The sequence below is a fragment of the Parafrankia sp. BMG5.11 genome (genome assembly GCF_004337455.1).
The window spans coordinates 15978-36297 of sequence record NZ_SJXI01000045.1 but is presented as its reverse complement, the minus strand read 5'-3'; the positions used below and the strand labels follow the sequence as shown (position 1 = coordinate 36297).

Here is a 20320-nt window from a genome sequence, read left to right as displayed (position 1 = left end):
CATCTGAAGACCTGAACACCTGCTGAGATCGGCCTGGGATCTCGACTGGCCGTTCCGCGCGCGACCGGGGCCGCGCTGCCGATTCGGCCGTACATCTGCAGAGAGGCACGGACCGACCGAGAATGAGCGCATTTGCCGACGCGTGGTCGAATACCACGGCCGCCGACAAGGAATCCTGCGTCAAACGGGATGACATAGCGATCGTGGGGATGGGGTGCCGCCTTCCGGGCGGCGTGGATTCGCCGGCCGCACTCTGGCGGCTCCTGGTGGAGGAACGGGACGCGGTCGGCGATCCACCTGCGGGCAGGTGGGAGGCCGACGCGTTCGTCGACCCTGTCCTGACCGCGGCGGGCCGCTCCGTTCCCCGCCAGGGCGGTTACCTCGAGGACGTGTCCGGTTTCGACGCCGACTTCTTCGGCGTCTCACATCGGGAGGCCGCCGTCCTCGACCCGCAGCACCGGCTGCTGCTCGAGGTCGCCTGGGAGGCTCTGGACAACGCCGGTCTCCCGGCCGACCGGCTCGAGGCCACGCCGACGGGCGTGTTCACCGGGCTCAGCTACACCGACTACATGGATCGGCTGGCCGGGCACCCGGACGAGCTCGAGGGCTCGGTCCTCACCAACGGGATCTGCGTGGCGGGCGGCCGGATCTCCTACCTGCTCGGCCTGCGCGGGCCCAGCATGTCGGTGGACACCGCCTGCTCGTCGTCGCTGGTCGCCGTGCATCTCGCCTGCCAGAGCCTGCGGTCCGGGGAGTGCACGGTGGCGCTCGCGGGCGGGGTGACTCTCATGCTGTGGCCCCGGGTGACCAAGTCGTTCGTCCGGATGGGCATGCTCTCGCCGACGAGCCGCTGCCACACCTTCGACGCCGCCGCGGACGGGTTCGTCCGCGGCGAAGGTTGCGGAGTCGTCGTCCTGAAGCGGCTTGCCGACGCCAACCGCGACGGTGACCGGGTCCTGGCCGTGATCCGCGGGTCGGCGGTGAACCAGGACGGCCACACCGACGGGCTGACCGTTCCCTCCGCGCAGGCCCAGTACGAGGTGGCGGCCGCCGCGCTGCGGCGCGCCGAGGTCGACCCGGCCGAGGTCGGGCTGGTGGAGGCGCACGGCACCGGCACGAAGGTCGGCGACCCCGTCGAGTTCGCCGCACTGAGTCGCGCCTACGGCACCGATGGCGCGCGGTGCGCGCTCGGTTCGGTGAAGACGAACCTGGGGCACCTGGAGCCCGCGGCGGGTGTCGCCGGCCTGATCAAGGCGGTGCTGTGCCTGCGGCACGGCCAGATACCGGCGAACCTGCACTTCATCCGGTGGAACCCGGCGATCGACGCTGACGGGTCGCGGTTCTTCGTGCCCACCGGGCTGACCGACTGGCCTGGCGCCGCACCGTCGCGGCTGGCCGCCGTTTCCTCGTTCGGGTTCTCCGGGACGAACGCGCACCTGGTGCTCGAACAGGCCACGGCCGGGGTGAGCCGTCCCCCGATTCCAGCCGCGCGTACTCCGGCACGGGCCGAACACGAGTCCGGCCGGGTCGACGGCCAGTCGTCGGCCGTCCGGGCCCGCGGGGCCCGCGGGCCGGAGGTGGTCCTGGTGCCCGCCGGGTCGCCCGCGGTGCTGCCCGCCGCCGCGGCGCGGCTCGCGGACTGGCTGGAGCGCGAGCCCGGAGATGACGCGGCCACCGGAGGTGATCCCGCGGCCGGTGCCGGCGAGCCTGCCCGGGGCGCGGGTCTGCGGGACGTCGCCTACACCTCGGCGCGCAGGCGGTCCCCCGGGAACGGCCGGCTGGCTGTCGTGGCAGCCTCGCGGAAGGACCTGATCCGGGACCTGCGCGCCTACGCGGACGGCCGGTTGGTCCCCAACGTCGTCTCCGGGGCCGCCGCCCGGGGCGTGCGGCGCGGCGCGGTGTGGGTGTTCTCCGGCCAGGGCTCGCAGTGGGCGGGCATGGGGGCCGACCTGCTGGACGCGGAGCCGGTGTTCTCGGCCGCGTTGGCCGAGGTCGACCCTCTCATCGCCGCCGAGGCCGGTTTCTCGGTGCTGGAGGTGCTGCGCCGCCGGGAGGCGGTCACCGGGTGCGACCGGGTGCAGCCCCTGCTCTTCGCGGTACAGATCGGGCTGGCCGCGCTGTGGCGCGCCCACCGTGTCGAGCCCGCGGCGGTCATCGGTCACTCGATGGGGGAGACGGCCGCGGCTGTCGTCGCCGGCGCGCTGACCCTGGCCGACGGTGTCCGGGTGATCTGCCGCCGTTCCCGTCTGCTCACCCGGGTGGCCGGCCTCGGCGCGATGGCCACCGTCGGCCTGGACCGGTACGCGACCGAGGCCGAGCTCGCCGCGGCCGGCGCGAGCGGAGAGGTCGCTGTCGCGGTCCTGGCGGCTCCCGGCTCCACCGTCGTCTCCGGCGCCGCGGACAGGATCAGGGATCTGGTCACCGACTGGACCGCGCGTGGCCTGGCGGCCCATCAGATCGCGGTGGACGTCGCCTCGCACTCACCCCAGGTCGACCCGCTGCTCGCCGACCTCACCGCGGAACTGGCCGAACTGCGCCCCCGGCCGGCCGAGGTCCGCTTCTACTCGACCGCGGCGGAGGACCCGCGGGGGAAGCACGAGCTCGATGCCGCCTACTGGTGCGCGAACCTGCGCCGTACCGTGCGCTTCAGCGACGCCGTGACCGCGGCCGCGGCCGACGGGCACCGGGTCTTCGTGGAGATCTCCCCGCATCCGGTCGTCACCCGGTCGGTCACCGACATCCTCGCCGCGGCCGGGCGGGAGCCGGTGGTACTGCCGACGCTGCGTCGCGACGAGGACGGCGTGGCGGCCTTCCGTACCAGTCTCGCGACCGCGCACTGCGCGGGAGTTCCGGTGGACTGGTCCGTGCTCTACCCGACCGGCGACCTCGTGGACCTGCCGACGATCTCCTTCGACCGCCGGCGCCACTGGGCGGACCGCGAGGCTCCGGCGGCGGCTCCGTCGGCCGCCGGTGGCCGTGGCGGGCCGGCGACGCTCGACGGCCGGGAGGCCGTGGACCGGTCGCTGCCCGGGGAGCACCTGGTGGTGCCCGGCGAGCATCTGCGCCACGTCTGGCGGGCCGACGCCGGGACCGCGGTCATCCCCTGGCTGGCTGACCACCGGGTGCACGACCGCGTGGTACTGCCCGGTGCCGCCTACTGCTCGCTGGCGGTCACCGCCGCCGCCGAGGTGTTCGAGGTGGGGCCGGCCCGGGTGCGGGTCACCGGCATCGCTTTCGAGGAGGTGCTCTACCTGGGCGAGCACACCGAGATCACGATGACGGTCGCCGTCACCGGCCCCGGCGAGGCGGAGTGCGAGATCCACGCGCGGGCCGGTGACGGCGCCTGGACCCGTCACATGGCCGCCACCGTCACGTGCGCCGACGACGACCCGCCGCCGGACACCGCCGCCGGCGGCCTGGCGGAACTCGCCGGTGCCCATCCCCGGCGGGTCGGCCCCGCGCGCCTGTACGAGGCGATGCGGGAGCGGGGCATCCACCACGGCCCGGCGTTCACGGCGCTGTCCGATCTGCACCTGTCCGAGGACGGTAGGAGCGCCTGGGCGGGCATCGGGATCCCGACCGAGGCGTACGCCACCGAGGACGCGTTGGCCGTGCACCCCGTGCTGCTGGACGCCGCCGCCCAGACGTTGCTGACCTGCATGCCCGGCCTGGTCGCCGGGTCGGCGTCCGGTGGTCTGGTGCTGCCTGCCGGGACGGACAGCATCCGGATCCACGGCGATCCGGCGACCGTGCGCTACTGCCATGCCCGCCTGGACGCCACCGGGACGGGCACTCTCACCGGCGAGGTCCGCCTGCTGGACGAGGCCGGCGCGCTCGTCGTCGCCATCGACGGCATGAGACTCGTCCACCAGGACGGCCAGCGTCTCCTCGACGGTTCCGGGTACGCCCGGGCGTCCGGCGGCCCCGGGGGCTGGATCTACGGGATCGACTGGGAGCCGTCACCCCGCCCGGAACCGGCCCAGCCGCGGGCCGCCGGCCGATGGCTGCTGCTCGGCGACGAGAGCGGTTCGGCGGGCGCGCTCGGCACGGCCCTGTCCGCCGCCGGTGCGGACGTCGACGTCCAGCCGCTGCCCGGTCCCGACGACGCCCGGCGGGCCTGGGCGGCGTCCCTCACCGGGGACGACGGGGGAGCCGTCGGCCGGCGGGTGGTCGTCGTCCTCGACGGCGCGACCGCGCAGCCAGCGCCCGGTGCCCAGGTCGACCCGTCGGCCCTGGTCGGCTCGCCGTTCCCGGCAGATCCGGCGCGGGCGCAGCAGCAGACCATGACGGTGCTGGGCGTCGCCGCGGCGTTGGCCGAGCTGCCCGGCGTGCCGCCCGGCCTGACCGTGGTGACCCGAGGTGCACACGCCCTGGCCGGGAACGCGGCCCCTGATCTTGATCACGGCGGGATCCGCGGACTGCTCCGGGTGCTCACGCTGGAACACCCCGAGCTGCGCGCCGCCCACATCGACGCCGATCCCGGCCCGGATATGGCGGCCATAGCCGCCGAGTTGCTCGGCGATGTCCACGGCGCCCGCTCCGGCCCCGCCGATGACGAGGTCGCGCTGCGGGCCGGTGTCCGCTTCGTCGCCCGGTTGACCCCCGCGCCGGTGACCGCCGCCGAGCGTGGTGCCGCCGGGCGGCGTACGGTCCGGTACGGCCACGACCGGTTCGCCCTGCAGCCGCCCGGCAACGGGAATCTCGACGACCTGCGGCTCGTCGCCGCCGACCGACGCCCACCCGGGCACGGCGAGGTCGAGGTCCGGGTCCAGGCCGCCGGCCTGAACTTCCGGGACGTCCTCATCTGCCTGGGGGCATTGCCGCAGACACCGATCGGCTTCGAGTGCGCCGGCGTGGTCACGGCGGTCGGGCCGGGCATCACCGACCGCCGGCCCGGCGACGCGGTACTCGCGGTGAACTTCACTGACGGCGGCGCGTTCGGCTCGTTCCTGACCATCGACGCCGACCTGACCATGCCTGTACCCGCCGGACTCGACCCGGCCACCGCCGCGGGCATCCCCACCGGCTTTCTCACCGCCTGGTACGCGCTGCGGGACGTCGCCCAGCTGCGGGCCGGTGAGCGGGTGCTGATCCACTCCGGCACGGGCGGGACCGGTCTCGCCGCGATCGCCGTCGCGCGGCTGCTGGGAGCCGAGGTCCTCGCCACCGCCGGCACCCCGGAGAAACGCGCCTACCTGCGCGGCATGGGCATCACCCACGTCATGGACTCGCGGTCGGTCGACTTCAGCGCGCAGACCCTGGCCGCGACCGGCGGGCAGGGCGTCGACGTCGTGCTCAACTCGCTGTCGGGGCCGGCGATCCGCGCCGGAATGGAGTGCCTGCGGCCCTTCGGACGTTTCGTCGAGCTCGGGCTGCGCGACATCCTCGCGGACTCGGCGCTCGGGCTGGCGCCGTTCCGTAACAGCATCACCTTCGCCGGGGTGAACCTGATCGAGCTCTACCGGCACCAGCCGGAGCGGGTCGCCCGGCTGCTGCGGGAGCTGACGGCGGCGCTCGCCGCCGGCGAGCTCGCGCCGCTGCCTGTCACGACCTACCCGATCGAGGCCGCCACCGACGCGTTTCGGCTGATGGCCGGTGCCGCGCACATCGGCAAGGTCGTGCTCGAGGTCCCCGGCGACGCGGTGACCGAGGCCGTGCTGCCCGACGGGCCGCCGTCGCCGGTCGGCGTGGACGGCTCGTACATCGTCACCGGTGGCCTGCGTGGCGTCGGCCTGGAGACCGCCGCCTGGCTGGCGGAGAAGGGCGCGGCCAGAGTGGTGCTCAACGGGCGGTCCGAGCCCGCCGAGGCGGTCCGGGAGCGCATCGCGAAACTGGTCGCGGGCGGTACGGACGTCCAGGTGGTGCTCGGCGACGTCGCCGAGCCCGGTGTGGCGGAGCGCCTCGTCGCCGCCGCCACCGCCGGGGGCGGCCGGCTGCGTGGCGCCGTTCACGCGGCGATGGTTCTGGATGATGCCGCCCTCACCACGATCACCGCCGACCAGGTGCGGCGAGTGTGGCATCCGAAGACGTTCGGCGCGTGGCGGCTGCACGAGGCGACGGCCGGGGCGGACCTCGACTGGTTCGTGCTCTACTCGTCGATGGCCTCCCTGCTCGGTAACCCCGGGCAGGGCGCGTACGCCGCCGCGAACTCCTGGCTCGACGGCTTCGCCGACTGGCGGTGCGCTCAGGGGCTGGCGACCACCGTCGTCAACTGGGGGCCGTGGGCCGAGGTGGGCGCCGCCACCGACTTCGCCGAGCGTGGGTACGCGATGATCCCGGTGCGGGTCGGGCTCGCCGCGCTGGAGACGCTGCTCGTCCACGGGCGGCGGCGCGCGGGTGTGCTCCCCGGCGAGCCGGGCTCCTGGATTCCGACCGCGGGCCGCTCCTCGTCGCTGTTCGCCCGGTTCGTCGACGACGAGCACGCCCCGTCGGCCGCCGCCGGGAGCGCCGTGGCCGTTCCGGGCGCCGGGGGTGCCGCCGCCGCGGTCGCGGACGGGCCGGGCGCTGTCCTGGCCGGGCTACGCGCGGTGGCTCCCGGCCTCCCGCGGCGCACGGCCTTCGAGGCGTACCTGACCGAGCACCTCAGGGCCGTCCTCCGGCTGGGCCAGTCCGTGCTCGACCCGGACATCCCGCTACGGTCCCTCGGCTTCGACTCGCTGCTGGCTCTCGAACTGCGGTCCCGCCTGGAACCGGGGCTCGGGATCTCCCTGCCGGGGAACTTCATCTGGAAGTACGACACCGTCGCGACTCTCGCCGCCGGTCTCGCCGACCACACGAAGCTCCCGCTCGACGGCGGCGAATAACAGGTCGTTTCAGAATGATCCTCGGAGTTTGCGTAAGCAGATGATCGAGCAGGCGAGGCTGAGGAACGCCTGGTGGATGTCGACGCGGCGTTCCCAGCGGGTCCGGAGCCGGCGGAACTGGTGCAGCCAGGCGATCGTGCGCTCCACAGGCCAACGCTGTGTCCCGAGGCCGGAGCCGTGGGGTTTCCCGCGGCGGGCGATGGCCGGGGTGATACCCCGTGCGGCCAGCAGTCGGCGGTACTTCACATGGTCGTAGGCGCGGTCGGCGAGCAGGTAGCGGGGCCGGCGGCGTGGCCGTCCCCGGCGGCCGCGGATCGGGGGGATCGCCTCGACCAACGGGATGAGCTGGGTGACGTCGTGACGGTTCCCGCCGGTCACGATTGTGGCGAGTGGAACCCCGGTGGCGTCGGTGATCAGGTGGTGTTTGCTGCCGGGGTGGGCTCGGTTGACCGGGCTCGGACCCGTCTCGGAGCCCCTTTCAGCGCGTGGATGTGCGAGGAATCGATCAGGGCCCGGTGCAGGTCGAGCAGCCCTGCCGCGTTGCACTCGGCGAGCAGCTGCTCATGCAGCTTCTGCCAGACCCCGGCTTCGGCCCAGTCCCGTAGCCGGCGCCAGCACGTCACCCCCGACACGCCGAACAGCGTGGTCGGTAGCTCCCGCCAGGGCACGTCGTTCCGCAGCACCCACAGGATTCCTTCCAACGCCGCCCGGTCATCGACCGGCAACCGGCCCGGGTAGCGGAACCGCCGCTCCCGCACCGGGATCAGCGGCGCCAGCCGCTTCCACAGCTCCTCGCTCACCGTCGCCTCGTCACGCATGAACCGACGTCTACCGGTCAGGCAGGCACGACACGCCGCGTTTGATCAGTCTTTGTGAAACGATCTGTAACTGTCCTGGGTCGGCCCCCCACCTGTGACGGTGTCCCCCGCGCAGACCTCACCGGGGCGAACCTCACCGACGCCTGGCTGATCAATGCGGACCTTGCCGGCGCTCAGCTGACCGGGGCGACCCTCACCGGCGCCCGGCTGGACGGGACGAACCTTTCCACTGCGATGGGTCTGACGGCGGCGCAGGTGGCGGCGGCCCGCGGCGATGCGTGGACGCGGCTGCCGAACGACATGCAGCGGCCGGGGTCGTGGCCACCGTACGACCCGTCTGTGGACCTGCTGGTCGAGGGCTCCTGACCCCCCCACCCCCCACCCGTTTTCGCCGTGTTTGTACCGGTCTGTTCGGCCCGGGAATAGCCAGCTCCCGGGCGCCAGGCTTCCCGCGCTGGTTTAAAACGCACGTTTTCAACCAACGGCGAGAACTGGCTGGGAGGAAGGATCTGTGGGGTGGCGCGTGCGGCCTGCGGGATCTGCTGGGTACGTCCGCGTACCCGTATCCTGTGGGGAGTGGACTGGGAGGGGGCCGTGGTGGCGGATGCGAATGTGCGGATTCCGGCGGAGGCTCGGGATCGGTTGGCGGAGGTGGCGGCGGCGGAGGGGTTGTCGTTGCGGGCGTATCTGGCGCGGTTGGCGAGCACGGTGTTGACGCCGGCGGAGCGTGCTGAGCGCGCTGAGCGGGCCCGTGCGGTGTTGCGGGAGTGGAGTGGCTACGACCCGACGGAGGAGGAGGCCGCGCAGGCCGACGCCGAGCTGGATCGTCGGCTGGCGCGGGCGTTGGGGCGGTGAGTGAGGCGTTGCGTGTGGTGCTGGATGAGACGGCGATGGTCTCGGCCGGCTACGGCAATGTGCTGGCATCCCGGCTGATCCAGCGTGCTCACACCGTGCCGGGCCACTTCCTGTACGCCCCGGCGTGTGCGCTGGTGGAGGCGGATCGCGCCCGGCCGGGGACCGCCGAGCACATTGCCGCGCTGCCGGCGGTGACCATCGTGGAGCTGGACCTGGCGGCCGCGCTCGCGGTGGCACGCGATACCGGCTGGGCGCCGGCGCACGTCCGCTATGCGGCCGAGCCCACTCCGGAGCGTCCGGAGGGTGCGGTGATCGCGACGGCGGCGCCGGACCGGTGGGCGGGCCAGCCAGTGCGCCTGCTGGACCTCAGCCCGTGAGCTGGTCCGGCGTCTTCACGACGCCGGACCAGCTTGGCGCGCAGGATCGAAAACGCGCGTTTTCGTCTTCCTGGAGGGGCACAAGCCGGTTCTCGTGCTGTTTGCGTGACGTGATGTCCCGCTACGTTGCCGAAGCGCCCTCATGTGGCGTGTTGTGCACGAATAGCTGGCGGCTGTTGGGGTCTTGCTCGCGGTGCGTGCTGGCCGGATCCTGCCCGGTATCCCGGCGCGGCCCCGTCGATTAGGCGGGGCCGCGGGGTGGCGACCAGGCTATGCGCTGCGGTTCCGGCCCTCACGTGATGATCGATTACTCTGGTGGCCAGTGTCGAAGTGAGCGCTTCCCGGGTGCTGGGGGTCCGGAGCTGTTGACCGACGGGCCTCTCGTTCTCGACAGCGTTACTGCAGGTCCGGCAGCAGTTTTTGCATGAGCTCGGCCAGTTCTGCAGTGGTCGGCGGTGCAACGGGTGCGGTGGTGGGGACAAGCGGTCTGATCTCGCTGAACTTGTCGGCGGTTACCCAGACGCACACCGACGCAAGATAACCGCTTGCGTCAGGTGACTGTGTGCACACACTTCGCAGTCCTGCTCCGAGGTCAACGTCGAGGGGCGGGCCCTGCTGGCCGGGCCGGCTGCGCGCCGCTGCGAGCAGGGTGTCCGGGTCGGTGAGCGCGCCGCGGACGAGGAGGATGTCGCCGTTGGGCAGGTCGATACCGGGCTGGTGGTAGACCGCGAACGTGATGCTGCTGAGCGCGACCACGTCGGCCGGCAGTTGCTCCCGCGCCTGCGCCAACAGGTCGGGAATCTTGGCTTCGGTGTCTCGATTGCGGGTCAGCCCGCCAGCCGTATCCGGCGCGGCGGCGTCCGGCGGGATTGCCAGAGTGGCTGGCACGTCCCCAGGCGCCTGTCCACTCTTGACGTCACTCCTGATCTCGACGCTGCAGGCCGCCAGCATGACCAGGACTCCCAGAACGACTGCGGTGTTACGAATCCCGCGCATGGCCAGATCTCTCCCTCACGCCCGAGGTGTCGGGCCGCAGCTACTTCACCACTCAGCGTCCCCCAGGGTGCTGTCGGTCTGCAGGCAAAACACCACACACCGGCAGCACCCGATGGGGACCGACCTATCCCAGCCTGCACACGGACACGATCCCCGAACGGCCGTACCTTCCTGCCAGTGACGCGAGTCGGCCAACGCGCGGCGACCCGGCGTCGTCTGCCTGGCACCGTCCCGCACCTCGACGTGATCTTGTCGAAAAATGATCCCTTCCCGGCAAGATCAGAATGGTGGTTCGTCGCCGTAGCCACCCGCGGGCGCGGCCCAGGGATCGATCACCGGAGCTGGAGCTGGTGGCGTCGGCTCCTCATCTCGCGCGTCGTTCCACCGCTGGTTGAGGACGGTGAGGTAACTGGGTCCCTGCCCGAGATCCTCGGGCCACCGACCGCCTTCGAGGTCGCGGCCGGACAGCTTGGCCAGCGCCATCGCGATGGCGTAGACGGCTGGCCACCGGGGGACTGTGAGGCCCCTCAACGTGCGGCGAATCGTCTCCGTGCTGGCGGTGCCGCCGCCCTTGAGGTCCAGTTCATCCCGCGCTTTGACAACGGCATCGTGGATCTCTCGCAGCGTGGGACGGAGACGGGGACAAACCGTGGGAGGCTCCTCGCGCTCGTGATCAGCGTCCGGTATCGCTGCGACCGCGAGCGGCCCGGGTGGCTACTGGGCTGGGGCGGTCGTGCGGGCGAGGTGGCGGTAGACGGTGGGGCGGGTGACGCTGAACTCGTCGGCGATCTGCTGGACGGGAGCCCGCGACATCACCACATCAGGCCTACAGGAGAAGCACAGCGGGCTCACAGGTAGGACTCGCAGTGTTCGGGTGCTGGGGTGACCAGCCTGGTCGGCACTGAGGCCGCCTTGACACGGAACGGACGGATCCATGACCAAGCTTCGTCGCAGCATCGTCGCGCCGATCGCGGCCGCAGCGCTGCTCTCCACGGTCGCCGCTTGCGGCAGCGACTCCAGCACCGACACCTCCTCGTCTTCGACCGCTGGCTCCTCGGGCCCGCCGAGCGGATTCCCCGGCGGCGGACCGGGTAACGGCGCACCTGGCGGTGGTCTGCAGACCTTCACGGCCGTCGACCTCGACACCGACGGCGAGAACGGCTCCGACGCGAACACCACCGACGTCGTGACCGCCGCCAAAACGTTCCTCGCCACCCTGGACGCGGACACCGCTGCGAAGGTCAGCTACGACTTCACCGACAACGAGTCCCGACAGACCTGGTCCAACTTCCCGGCCCAGCAGGTGCCTCGCAAGGGCGTCGCGCTTTCCGACCTCGACACCAACGCCAAGGCCGCCGCGATGGCCCTGGTGAAGACGATGCTGAGCGCGGAGGGCTACGCCCAGGTGCAGGCGATCCAGGAGGCCGACGACTGGCTCCGGGAGAACAGCGCCTCCGGGACCGACAGCTTCGGTTCCGACACCGACTACTACATCGCGATCTACGGCACGCCCTCGGCCAGCGACTCGTTCATGGTCCAGTTCGGCGGCCACCATCTGGCCCGCAACTACACCTACAAGGGCACCACGGCCAGCATCACACCGGACTTCACCGGTACCGAGCCGAAGTCCTTCACGATCGGCAGCACCGACGTGGAGCCCATGAAGGAGAAGGCCGGAACCCTGTTCGACGTCTTCGACTCCCTCAGCGAGGAGCAGGAATCCCAGGCCGAGCTGTCCGACACCATCGACGACATCCTGATGGGCCCAGGCGTGGACAGTGGGGAGTTCCCCGAGACCCAGGGCGTGGCCGTCAGCGACCTGTCCACGGACCAGCAGCAGCTCGTCCTCGACGCGATCGGCGCCTGGGTCGACGACGCCGCCCCTGGCGTCGCCGCCTCGCTGATGGAGACCTACAAGTCCCAGCTCGACCAGACCTACGTCGCGTTCGCCAACAGCGACACCATCGACGGCGAGAGCACCTACCTGCGCATCGACGGACCCCGCGTGTGGATCGAGCTCGTCAACACCCGCAGCCAAAGCACCCCGAACGTTCACTACCACGGGGTCTACCGCGACAAGAACGACGACTACGGCAGCACCAACCCCAGCGCGTGATCGGCCGCCACGGAGACGGAGCAAGCACCCGTGCTGACCGGCATGCGACGCGCCCTGGGTCTCCTCGCCGGCACCGTGACCGTCGTTCTCGCGCTCGCGCCGCAGGCCTCGGCGCACCCGCTCAGCACCTCCGCGGTGCGACTGGACGTCGGCGAGCGCAGCGTCACCGCCACCGTCGACCTGCCCCTGGACCAGCTCAGCATCGCGATGAACGAAGAACTCACCGCGGCCGACGTGCTCGACGACGCGACGGTGACCGCGCTGCGCGCCTACGTGCAGGACGACATATCGGTGACGGACTCGACCGGCCAGACGTGGACGACCCACGTCATCGGCGGGCGGGTCGAGTCGATCGACGGTGCTGACAACCTCGTCCTCGACGCCACCCTGACGCCGAGCTCGGGCAGGGTGGGGGATTTCGTTCTCCACTACGACGCCGTCATGGACAAGCTCGTCTCGCACCGGGTGTTCGTCTCGGCTCGTTACGGGAGCACGGGCTCGTACACCACCTTGGCGATGCTGTCGTGGCAGACCCAGTCGGTTCCTGTGGCCGCCCTGTCGTCGTCGACCACAGGCCCGGCGTCCGTGAGCCGGGGATTCGTGTCCGCGGTCCACCTCGGTGTCGACCACATCAGCGAGGGCAGCGACCACCTGCTGTTCCTGGTCATGCTGCTGCTGCCCGCCCCCCTGGCCGCCACCGGGCGTCGGTGGGCGCGCCGCCAGGATCTCGGGCGCGCGGGCTGGCGCGTCCTGCACGTCGTCACGGCATTCGCCGTCGGTCACTCCATCACCTTGGCGCTCGGCGCGATGGGCTGGATACACCTGCCCACCCGGCTCGTCGAGAGCGGAATCGCCCTATCCGTCCTGGTCTCGGCCATCCACGCCCTCCGCCCCCTGGTACGCCGCGGCGAGGTACTGATCGCCGGCATGTTCGGCCTGCTGCACGGGTTGGCGTTCGCCGCGCTCCTGGGCGAGTTCGACCTCAGCCGTAGGAGTCTGCTCACGACGCTACTCGGGTTCAACCTCGGCATCGAGATCACCCAGCTGGTCGTCGTAGCGCTGGTGATGCCGTCACTGATCGTGATCAGCGGCACCGTCGTCTACCCGGCACTGCGGACCGCGGTCGCGTCGCTTGGGGCAGTGCTCGCGACAACCTGGTTCGCCGAACGGACCGGCCTGACGTCAGGAAACCCGCTCGAACCGGTCGGCGAGCTCCTCGTCGAGCATCCTGCCGCCCTGGCAGCCGGGCTCGCCGCCGTCGCGGTCCTCTGCGCGCTGGCCCGACGGACCGGACACCTGACCGGGATCCCCCGGCACGGTGTCCCGGAACAAGCCGAAGCTGGGCGTGAAGACGGTCGCCGCCGACCGCACGACAGGAGCACCGGCACCGGGCGAACCGTGGGCGGTCCGAGGGGCGTCTCGCCGGTAAACACACCTGCACCCCGACTACCGCCGGCTCACGCTGCGCACCCGGCTACAGGACCGGCCGCTGACCGGAGTCGACCAGACGACGACGCGGCGACCAACGCCGCGTCGTGACCAGGCGACCGCCTGAGAATCACTCGCGCGGCGGCGGGTCGCAGTAGCCCATGCCGACCGTCATCGTCAGCCGCACTCGCGGGACCGGGTCGTTGTCCTCGGCCCCGGGGCTCGGGTCCGTGTCACCAAGTACCAAGTAGATCCCGACGCGCGTACCCTACCCCCCTACAGGCCGACCTGACTCAGCCGGTGACGCCGGCGACGGCTGTGGTCCGTAGGTAGCTGTAGACGGTTTCGCGGCTGATGCCGAACTCGCGGGCGAGGTCGGTTTTGCGTTCACCGGCGGCGGCGCGTTCACGGAGCTGGTTGGCCTGTTCGGGGGTGAGGGCGGGTGTGCGGCCGGTGTAGACGCCGCGCTGCTTGGCGGCGGTGATGCCTTCGCGTTGGCGTTCGAGGATGAGGGCGCGTTCGAACTCGGCGAACGCGCCCATGACGGAGAGCAGCAGGGTGGCCACGGGGGAGTCTTCGCCGGTGAAGGTGAGGTTCTCCTTGACGAACTCGACCCGTACGCCCTTGCCGGTCAGGGTCCGCACAACGCGGCGCAGATCGTCGAGGTTGCGCGCCAAGCGGTCCATGGAGTGCACGAGCACGGTGTCGCCGTCGCGGACGAACGCCAGCATCTCCTCGAGTTTCGGTCGGGCGGTGTCCTTCCCTGATGCCCGGTCGGTGAACACCCGGTCGACGTCGACCCCGTCGAGCTGGCGCACGGTGTTCTGGTCGACGCTGCTGACCCTGATGTAGCCGACCCGCATCCGCCCCGGCCCCTTCCGCACCCCGAACTGTCAGGCTGAACTCTAAGAACCGAGCAGACACACGTCAAGAAACCTCGCCGAGGACTCTAATCTGACGCTTCTCGTGCGGGTCGTGTCACTGTCCGAACTCGTCTGCACGCCGGGGTCCCAGGGGGAACGAGGTGCCAGATGTGCCGCGTCCCAGGATGCATTCGGTCGCCTCGACGCCGTGTTCGCGAACGCTGGCGTGTTCACCCCCACCTCGTTCCTGCACGCCACCGGCTCCCCGAGCAGTGGCGCGAGATGGTGCTCACCAACGTCTACGGCACCGCTCTCGTCGCCCGCGCCACCCTGCCCACCCTCGCGTGCTCCCGGGGACACCTGGTCCTCACCGGATCGGTCGCCGGCCGCGTCACCGGTGCGGAACACACGGGAGCATCGGCACCATGGCCGATCCCGCTCCCCTGACCGACGACGACCTGGCGGAGGTCCCCGGCCAGTACGGCTGTGGCGACGCCATCGTCCTCGGCGTGAACCACGTCCCCGGCCGGGTCGACATCTGCCGTGCGTGCGCGCCGCCGCCGGGTGTGACCGAGGGTGAGGGAAGGAGCCGTCGAGGGCTTCACTTTCCGGCTCGTCAATATCTGCTGACCAGCATCGGCGCGCGGCGCGACTTTCACGAGTCCCGGTTACCTCACCCCGCCGCTTTACATTCCGTTACCGGCCCTCGAGTGCCGTGGGGCCGTTCCCGTACGCCGGTCAACCCGATACGGAGAACTTCCTTCGATGTCTGGCACCATCGTGCTACCCTTCCCCCTGGAAGGAACAAGGGCGCGAAACAAAAGATCCATAATTATCGTACGAACGTCGTTCCGTTCACATTCCCACACTGCGCGGAGGAACCGTGAAGACGGTCAATGTTCTCGTTGTCGTCGACGTCGAGGGTGCGCTCGCCGGCTCGCTGGGCGACAATGTCTACCTCGTCGACACGAACAAGCACTTCGGCTCCAGCGGCGAGGGCCAGGAGGGGCTGAGCACCGCCTGTCGTGACGGGCAGCTCGTCGCCTGGAACGTCGTGCCCGTGTCGCCGTCGAACGACGTGCAGATCGCCGAGTTCACCGGCCAGATCATCAACAACGGCACCTGTGTGCCGAAGCTGGTCAGCACGCCGGACGGCGACTACTGGGAGGGTCGGGTCGAGGCCCGCGGAACGACCGGTTACCAGCAGTACTCGCTGGTTCTCGCGATGGACGGCACCCGCGCCACCTTCGACCCGTGGCTCCTTATCAAGGAGTAGGAACCCGGTTTTGTCGACCGGTGAACACATGGTTTCAGCCCCGGTGTTCCGTTCTGCGTAACCGCCGGTGTGGCCTGGTCGCAGAAATGCCCTCGATCCGCCGGGCAGGAGCCTTCTCGCCCGGCGGATCGAGCGGCCCGTTTCAAAATGATTGTTGGCGGCGTTGTCGATGTCCGAAGACATCTGCGCCGGTGTCCGGACCCGCGTGCACGGTGGGCCGCGCCGTCCTCGTAGTCGAGCTCAAGCCTCAGTCCGTCTCCTCCCGCGTCCACTGGCTTGCCGCCCGATCGCCTCGGCGATCAGGCTCTGTACTCCAGCCCCCAGGAGATGGATAAGAGACCATGCCTGCCGTTCCAGTCCCACGTGTGGAAAGCGGCGATGACCGTGACCCCGCCGCAGCGACGAGGACCAGTTACAACCGCATCGCCCGGGACTATGCAGTCCGCACCGCAGAGGTCTCGGATGAGTTGGCCGCGTGGAGATCAGGTTTCCTCGACCTGCTACCGGCCGCGGCGTTGATCGCGGATCTCGGTTGCGGGCCAGGCCGTGACCTCGCGGTCTTCACCCACGCCGGGATGGCCGCGGTCGGCGTCGACCTGTCCGAGCAGATGCTACGGCTGGCGCAGGCCGCCGGTGGCCGTGCGGCCGCCGGCGACATCCGCCGCCCGCCTCTGAAACCGGCGGCCTTTCACGGCCTGTGGTCCAACGCCGCACTGCTGCATGTCCCACGCCCCGAGGTCGCCAGCACGCTGCGCGCCTGGCGATCGCTGCTGCGCAACGGTGGGGTGCTGAGTCTGTCCACGTCCCTCGGTGGCAGCGAGGGCTGGGAAGCCGCTCCCTACCGGGACGACTATCCACCGTCGGTCCCGCTCCGACGCTGGTTCGTGCACCACGACCGTGACGACCTGCTGAACATCATCGAACAGGCCGGCTTTGCGCTTCTCGCCGTGCAGGAGGAGCAGCGGCGCATGACCTGGTTGCAGGTGAGGGCCGCCGCCACCTGGATTCAGTGAGACGGTCCGATCCTCCTGTCGATGTCCGAACTCGTCTGTGCTGGGTGGTGCGGTGACGGCGGCATGTCCATCTGGGGTACCCCAACCAGACACCACCCGGGCGACACCCACAAGATCGAACTAGGTTTCGGTCTGCCACGCCCGCAACGCAGCAACCGCCGCCACGGTGTCCGGGTGCTCCTCCCCGAGCAGCCGCGCGGAGTCGGTGACCCCCGCTCCCCGTGGCTACTCGCGTCGGTGGTTCCCCTCGCGGCTGCGCGTGGCCTTGGCGGGCCAAGCTCGTCGGCGCGTCGCCGGCCGGCATCACGCCTACCCCAATCCAGTGTTCTGCGGGCGAGCTTCAAGGAAGATCGGGCCATGGTTCGAATCGCAGCTGTCGGAGATCTGCATGCTAGGCCCGGGGCTGCGGCCCGACTGCGGCCGGTGTATCGGCGCGCGGTCGAGGTGGCCGACCTCCTTCTTCTCGCCGGCGACCTCACCCAGGACGGCGGGACCGATTCCGCCGCGGAGGTGTGCGATCTGTTCGGTGGGCTGGATCTGCCAGTGATCGCCGTTCTCGGCAATCACGACTACGATCGCGGCGAAGAAACGGCGTTTGCCGAGATGTTGACCGATGCCGGCGTGACCGTGCTGGAGGGGACCGCAACGGTCGTCGACACTGCTGGGGGACAGGTTGGGATTGCCGGCGTCAAGGGATTCGGTGGAGGTTTCGCCGGCTACACGGTCGCCAAGCATTGTGAAGAGGAGATGAAGGCGTTCGCTCGCCACGCCGCGACGACCGCGCAGGCATTGCGGCACGCGCTGGGGCAGCTTGACGTTGACCTGCAGGTGGCGCTCACGCATTACGCGCCGACCCGCGACACCCTTGTGGGTGAGCCGTTGGAGCTATACCCGTTCCTGGGCAGCCACCTGCTCGGCGCGGCGATCGACGGCGAACCCATGTCCTGGGCGGAACGCAAGACAGAAGACCTCCATACGACCGGTACGCCGAACGACGAGATGGGCGGCGGCCCACCGCACAATCTGGTCCCAGACGAGCGGCGACAGGTGAGGCTGGCCTTGCACGGCCACGCGCACTACGGGACCGAAGTCGGCGTAACGCCCGCCGGCACAGAGGTCCGTAACGTGGCCGCGCCGGTCATCGGCGCCCCATTCGCCGTGTACCAGCTTCCCGAAGTGGTCCGTATCGGGTGATGCACGACGACCGGTGCGCGCGAGCTGATGGAAGCCCGCCCTGAACGCCCTCGCGATCACCTTCGAGGGCCGCCTGACCCCGACCACCACCAACTGACCCATCATTGGCACACCCCACCGGCCAGCACTCCGACTCGCCGGATAGCCACCCAGCGTGTCCCCGCCCGGCGAGCGGGGACACGCAAACACCCAGACCGGTACGCCGCTGCCACCATCGAACAGCGATCGTCGTCCGAAAACCATCCCGATACTGTCGGAATGACATGAGGTTTCGGGACTACTTTTCGGGACGGTTTTCGGCCTACTCGGGCCCCTCGGCGTCTTGATCGTCGCCCGTCCCGGAACTGACCGTTTCCGGGACGGACACTGGTCGCTGATCTTCACGCCATGGAAGGTCTTTTCCGGACCCTTCTGCCCTCCCCCGCCAGCGGGCGAGGTTGTTGAGGGCGTCGGGGTGGTCGGGGCCGAGTACCCGCACCACGTCGGTCAGCAGCGTCTCGAAGGCGGCCGCGGCACCGGCCGCATCCCCTGCCTCCCCCCTGGGAGCTGCCGGAAAATAACTCCGGTGTTTGATCTACGTGGTTGATCGTGGGATGGTCCGGCGCGTGGAGCGGATCAACGAGGTGGTGCTCGCGGAGAAGTTCGCGGTGCTGTTGCCGCATCTGGACGAGCGGCAACGCCGGCTGGTGCTGGGAGCGGACGCACGGGCGTTCGGGCATGGCGGGATCCGTCTGGTGGCCCGGGCGGCCGGGGTGTCGCAGGACACGGTCTCGCGTGGCGTGGCCGAGCTGGAGTCCGGCGCCGTCCCGACGGGCCGGGTGCGCGCGCCGGGCGCGGGCCGCAAAGCGCTGCGGGAGAAGGACCCGGAGCTGGTGGCGGCGCTGCTGGCACTGGTCGAGCCCGACCAGCGGGGGGATCCGGAGTCACCGTTGCGGTGGACGGTGAAGTCCACCCGCCGGCTCGCCGAGCAGCTGACCGCCGGCGGGCATCCGGTCGGCGCGGACACGGTCGGCGCGTTGCTGCGCGCGCAGGGGTTCAGCCTGCAGGGCACTTCACGCACGACCGAGGGCGCCCGGCACCCTGACCGCGACGGCCAGTTCCGCTACATCAACGAGCGAGTCAAGGAGTTCACCGCGGCCGGGCAGCCGGTCGTCAGCGTCGACACGAAGAAGAAGGAAGTCCTCGGCGACTACGCCGTCGCCGGCCGGGAATGGCACCGCGCCGGGCAGCCGGTGCGGGTCCGCGCCCATGACTTCCCCGAGAAGAACGCCCAGAAGGCGGTGCCCTACGGCGTCTACGACCTCACCGCCGACACCGGCTGGGTGTCGGTCGGCTGCGACGGGGACACCGCCGCGTTCGCGGTCGCGACCCTGCGCCGCTGGTGGGACGGCGAAGGGCGCCACCGCTACCCGACCGCGACCCGGCTACTGATCACCGCGGACGCCGGCGGTGCCAACGGCTACCGAGTCCGCGCGTGGAAGAAGGAACTGGCCGACCTCGCCCGCACAGCCGGCCTTCAGATCACCGTGTGCCACTTCCCGCCGGGCACCTCGAAATGGAACAAGATCGAACACCGGCTGTTCTCCCGGATCAGCACGAACTGGCGCGGCCGTCCCCTGACCAGCCACGAGGTCGTGGTCAACACGATCGGCGCGACGACGACCCGCACCGGGCTGACCGTCCACGCCGAACTCGACCCCGGCGCCTACCCAACCGGTCTCACCGTGCCCGACGAGGTCATGGACGCCTTGGCGCTGACCGCCCATGACTGGCACGGCCAGTGGAACTACACCCTCGTCCCGGCGCCACCCCGCACCGTCTCGACGCCGGCGTCCCGGTACGTCGAGACCGGCCAGCCCGACGACCGGGCCCCGGACTGGCTGCACCATCCGACCATCACCGGTATGGACCCGGGCGAGTTCACCGCCCTGCTCGCCGCCGCCGAGCAGTACATCCTCGACCACCCGCCGATCAGCCTGCACCACAAACGCGCACGTCACCGCGTCCTGCGGCGCGGGCCCCTGTCGCTGTCCGACCGGCTGCTCGTCACCCTGATCCACCATCGTTGGAAGACCCAGCAGCAGGCCCTCACCCGCCTGCTGGGTTCACCACGCGGCGCTGTCGGCGACGCGATCCACGAGATGACCCCGGTCCTGGACGGCCTCGACCGGCGGATCCAACCCGCACCGATCACCGCGCCCACCGTCCAGGACCTCACCAGCCTGATCGATCCAAGCAACATCAAAAACGGAAGTTATTAATCGGCGACTCCCAGCCGGTCGGGGCCGGAGAGTCGCGCAGTCGCTGCGTACCGCATCAGAACGCTCGATACAGGGGCGACCGGGAGCCACCATCGCGATCATTCGCCGGATACTCGCCCCCGAGCAGCCGCTCCCGTCCAGTGACCGCCCTCTCCTCAATGGTGATCACGTCGGCGGTCCGCCTCGGGGCCATCGCCGCACAGATCCCGTGGTTTCAGCTGACCGTGTCACTCGACGCGGGAGGACTGACCCCGGACGGAGGATCACCGCGGGCGTCGCCCCGGTCAGGATGGGCCCGTGCCGAGGGTGTGCCGCTGGTG

At 70.6% G+C, this 20320-nt stretch carries 16 protein-coding genes; 11 read left to right on the top strand and 5 right to left on the bottom strand.

What is annotated here, in order from left to right:
* The first annotated feature begins 122 nt into the window (after positions 1 to 122).
* Positions 123 to 6803 (top strand): type I polyketide synthase, encoded by a 6681-nt coding sequence (locus E0504_RS29130; RefSeq protein WP_112108785.1) that lies wholly within the window; start codon positions 123 to 125, stop codon positions 6801 to 6803.
* Positions 6804 to 6812: 9 nt separating this feature from the next.
* Here E0504_RS29130 and E0504_RS29125 read toward each other — a convergent pair.
* Positions 6813 to 7621, bottom strand: a protein-coding gene (locus E0504_RS29125; RefSeq protein ID WP_373693949.1) for an IS5 family transposase whose coding sequence is annotated in 2 segments (ribosomal slippage) — positions 6813 to 7279 and positions 7279 to 7621 — 810 coding nt in all. Because the reading frame shifts where the segments join, the coding sequence is not laid out codon by codon here.
* 54 nt (positions 7622 to 7675) lie between these two features.
* Between E0504_RS29125 and E0504_RS29120 the strand changes: the two genes are divergently transcribed.
* From E0504_RS29120 to E0504_RS29110, 3 genes are all read left to right on the top strand, one after another.
* Entirely contained in the window at positions 7676 to 7987 is a 312-nt protein-coding gene (locus E0504_RS29120) for a pentapeptide repeat-containing protein (RefSeq protein WP_131626158.1), read from the top strand.
* A gap of 231 nt (positions 7988 to 8218) precedes the next feature.
* Entirely contained in the window at positions 8219 to 8476 is a 258-nt protein-coding gene (locus E0504_RS29115; protein ID WP_165938640.1) for a hypothetical protein, read from the top strand.
* Positions 8473 to 8853 (top strand): hypothetical protein, encoded by a 381-nt coding sequence (locus E0504_RS29110; protein WP_200835171.1) that lies wholly within the window; start codon positions 8473 to 8475, stop codon positions 8851 to 8853. The genes E0504_RS29115 and E0504_RS29110 overlap by 4 nt, the downstream gene beginning before the upstream one ends.
* Positions 8854 to 9249: 396 nt before the next feature.
* Here the strand turns inward: E0504_RS29110 and E0504_RS29105 are convergent, their stop codons facing one another.
* The 3 genes from E0504_RS29105 to E0504_RS50540 form a co-directional block, all read right to left on the bottom strand.
* Positions 9250 to 9804 carry a hypothetical protein gene (locus E0504_RS29105; protein ID WP_131626157.1) on the bottom strand — a complete coding sequence of 185 codons (555 nt, stop codon included), beginning with the start codon at positions 9802 to 9804 and terminating at the stop codon, positions 9250 to 9252.
* Between the two features lie 324 nt (positions 9805 to 10128).
* Positions 10129 to 10380, bottom strand: a complete 252-nt coding sequence (locus E0504_RS29100) for a hypothetical protein (protein WP_131626156.1) — start codon at positions 10378 to 10380, stop codon at positions 10129 to 10131.
* 183 nt (positions 10381 to 10563) lie between these two features.
* Positions 10564 to 10662 (bottom strand): helix-turn-helix domain-containing protein, encoded by a 99-nt coding sequence (locus tag E0504_RS50540; protein WP_165938639.1) that lies wholly within the window; start codon positions 10660 to 10662, stop codon positions 10564 to 10566.
* A 121-nt stretch (positions 10663 to 10783) separates the two neighbouring features.
* Here E0504_RS50540 and E0504_RS29095 point away from each other — a divergent pair, with 121 nt between their 5' ends.
* Together E0504_RS29095 and E0504_RS29090 are read left to right on the top strand one after the other, a co-directional pair.
* Positions 10784 to 11965, top strand: coding sequence for a DUF3500 domain-containing protein (locus E0504_RS29095; protein WP_243657666.1), 1182 nt, complete (start codon positions 10784 to 10786; stop codon positions 11963 to 11965).
* Positions 11966 to 11995: 30 nt separating this feature from the next.
* Entirely contained in the window at positions 11996 to 13504 is a 1509-nt protein-coding gene (locus tag E0504_RS29090) for a HupE/UreJ family protein (protein WP_243657665.1), read from the top strand.
* Between the two features lie 182 nt (positions 13505 to 13686).
* On the opposite strand, the gene E0504_RS29085 is transcribed toward E0504_RS29090, so the two are convergent.
* Complete coding sequence (locus tag E0504_RS29085) at positions 13687 to 14256, bottom strand: recombinase family protein (protein ID WP_112104899.1); 570 nt, start codon at positions 14254 to 14256, stop codon at positions 13687 to 13689.
* 282 nt (positions 14257 to 14538) lie between these two features.
* Here E0504_RS29085 and E0504_RS52325 point away from each other — a divergent pair, with 282 nt between their 5' ends.
* From E0504_RS52325 to E0504_RS29060, 5 genes are all read left to right on the top strand, one after another.
* Positions 14539 to 14703, top strand: a complete 165-nt coding sequence (locus E0504_RS52325) for a hypothetical protein (protein ID WP_235013634.1) — start codon at positions 14539 to 14541, stop codon at positions 14701 to 14703.
* Positions 14704 to 15139: 436 nt separating this feature from the next.
* Entirely contained in the window at positions 15140 to 15532 is a 393-nt protein-coding gene (locus tag E0504_RS29075) for a hypothetical protein (protein WP_112104898.1), read from the top strand.
* A 341-nt stretch (positions 15533 to 15873) separates the two neighbouring features.
* Positions 15874 to 16545, top strand: coding sequence for a bifunctional 2-polyprenyl-6-hydroxyphenol methylase/3-demethylubiquinol 3-O-methyltransferase UbiG (locus tag E0504_RS29070; protein ID WP_112104897.1), 672 nt, complete (start codon positions 15874 to 15876; stop codon positions 16543 to 16545).
* A gap of 357 nt (positions 16546 to 16902) precedes the next feature.
* A complete protein-coding gene (locus tag E0504_RS29065; protein WP_112104896.1) occupies positions 16903 to 17739 on the top strand; it encodes a metallophosphoesterase in 837 nt (278 codons plus the stop codon).
* Between the two features lie 593 nt (positions 17740 to 18332).
* On the top strand, positions 18333 to 20000 hold the full coding sequence (locus E0504_RS29060) for an ISAzo13 family transposase (RefSeq protein WP_112104894.1): 1668 nt from the start codon (positions 18333 to 18335) through the stop codon (positions 19998 to 20000).
* Positions 20001 to 20320 lie beyond the last annotated feature (320 nt).